Below are 2112 nucleotides of genomic sequence, written 5' to 3'. Positions count from 1 at the left end.
GGACCGCCGGCGGCCCGCACGCCTCTCACGGATCCCCGATTTTTTGTGACGTTCCATCCATAAAGTGGTACCGTCTGGATCATGGGGAGACCACGCCAGTTCGACGAGGAGCAGGTGGTCCGGGCGGCCTGTCGCGAGTTCTGGGCCAAGGGGTTCGACGGGACCTCCACGGCCGACCTGTGCCAGGCGACCGGACTGACCCGCAGCAGCCTCTACAACACCTTCCACTCCAAGGAGCACCTGTTCCGACGGGCGCTCTCCTACTACGTCACCACCATGACCGCGCGTCAGGGGTCCGTGCTGGACTCCACCAAGGGCAGCGGGCTGGACCGGATCGGTTCGCTGCTGACCGTGATCGTGGAGGACGAGACCGACAACCGGGAGAACGGCCGCGGGTCGGGATGCTTCACCGTCAACACCATCACCGCGGTGGCCTCGCGCAACCCGGGTATCGCCCAGGTGGTGGAGGCGGACCTGCACAAGCGCCTGTCCTCACTGCGCCTGACCGTCATGGACGGCCAGCTCGACGGTTCGATCGCCGCCGACCGGGACCCCGGCGACCTGGCCTGGTACGTGACCTCCCTCATCTCAGGGATGAGGGTCGCGGCCCAGTCGGGCGCCGGGAGAACGGCGCTGGAGGGCATCGCCTCCACCGGGATCGAGGCGCTCAGGCCCTGATCCCGGGACCGACCGACCAACGCCCCCGACCAGCACGACCGCGCTGACTCCCTGACCCGCGTCGGCGCGGCCGCGTGCCCGCGTGCGTCTCCCCGTGCGCCCTAGTTTTGGTCTGATCAATTCAAAACTCAAAGGAAGCTCCGATGCCCAAGTCCGTCTACCTCATGGCGCTCGGCATCTTCGCCATGGTCACCAGCGAGCTGCTCGTCGGTGGACTCATGCCGCAGATGTCCGAGGACCTGGGGGCCACCATCCCGCAGATCGGCTACCTCATCACCGCGTTCGCACTGGCGATGGCGCTCGGCGGGCCGCTGGCGACCCTGTCGGTGCTCCGGCTGCGCACGAACCACGCCCTGATGGTGCTCTTCGCCATCTTCTTCGTCGGCAACGCGCTGGCCGCCCTCTCCACCTCCTACTGGCCCATGCTCGTGGCCCGCGTGATCACCGGAGCGGCAGCCGGAGCCTTCTTCGGCGTCGCCCTGTCGGCGGTCGCGCAGGTCACCGCGCCGCACCTGCGCGGGCGCGCCACCGGTGTGGCCCTCCAGGGCCTCATGGTGGGCACCCTGCTCGGCCTGCCGCTGTCCACGCTCATCGGCGGCCAGTTCGGCTGGCGCGCCGCCTTCGCCGCCGTCGGCGTGCTGACCGTGGTCGTGGCCGTGGCCACCATGCTCGCGCTGCCGCGCCTGGAGAAGGCCGAGGAGGCCGGGGCACTGCGCTCCGAGCTGGAGGTGTTCCGCCGCCCGCGCCTGTGGACGATCATGGCCACCTCCACGCTCATCATCGGCGCCACCTTCGCGGCGTTCTCCTACTTCACGCCGATCCTCACCGAGGTCACCGGGTTCTCCCGCGACATCGTGCCGCTGCTGCTCCTGGGCTACGGCGGGGCGACGGTCATCGGCAACATCGTGGTCGGCCGCCTGGCCATGTCCCACACCGTGACCGTCATCGTGGCCGGTCTGGCGCTCAACACGGTCTTCCTGGGCGTCTTCGCCCTCTTCGCGGACCTGCCGGTCCCCGCCCTGCTGGCGATGGCGGGCATCGGCCTGGTGGGCATCACGCTGAACCCCGCGATGATCACCCGCGTCCAGCGCGCCGGGAACCCGCGCGCCCTGGTCAACACCGTGCACTCCTCGTTCATCACCATGGGCGTGGTCGTCGGCTCCTGGGTCGGCGGCATGGGCATCGACGCCTTCGGCCTGCGCGCACCGCTGTGGGTCGGCGTCGGCCTGGCCCTGCTCGCGCTGCTGGCCATGGTGCCCGCGGCCCTGACCGCGCGCAGGGTGGGCCACGAGGCCACCGACCTGTACGTGCCGCCCCCGGCCGCGCCGCGGCCGGTCGAGGAGGACCGGGCCGCCCACCCCACGGGAGCCTGACACGGACCGGGTGCCGCCTCCCGGACCCGGGGCGGCACCCCCTTCTTTCCTCCCCCCGCCC

At 70.7% G+C, this 2112-nt stretch carries 2 protein-coding genes; both read left to right on the top strand.

Annotated features, from left to right (window positions below; translation table 11 throughout):
- Positions 1 to 81 precede the first annotated feature (81 nt).
- A complete protein-coding gene (locus DQW06_RS14025) occupies positions 82 to 678 on the top strand; it encodes a TetR/AcrR family transcriptional regulator (protein WP_013152227.1) in 597 nt (198 codons plus the stop codon).
- A gap of 143 nt (positions 679 to 821) precedes the next feature.
- Positions 822 to 2051 (top strand): MFS transporter, encoded by a 1230-nt coding sequence (locus DQW06_RS14020; protein WP_013152226.1) that lies wholly within the window; start codon positions 822 to 824, stop codon positions 2049 to 2051.
- Positions 2052 to 2112: the final 61 nt, after the last annotated feature.

Origin of the sequence: Nocardiopsis sp. TNDT3, from assembly GCF_003427465.1 — a bacterium.
GTDB classification, from domain to species: domain Bacteria; phylum Actinomycetota; class Actinomycetes; order Streptosporangiales; family Streptosporangiaceae; genus Nocardiopsis; species Nocardiopsis dassonvillei.
This window is presented reverse-complemented; position numbering and strand designations above follow the sequence as displayed.

What these genes read in the sequence shown, in the direction of transcription:
- DQW06_RS14025 (WP_013152227.1), top strand. Translation starts at nt 82, where the DNA reads ATGGGGAGACCACGCCAGTTCGACGAGGAGCAGGTGGTCCGGGCGGCC.
- DQW06_RS14020 (WP_013152226.1), top strand. Translation starts at nt 822, where the DNA reads ATGCCCAAGTCCGTCTACCTCATGGCGCTCGGCATCTTCGCCATGGTC.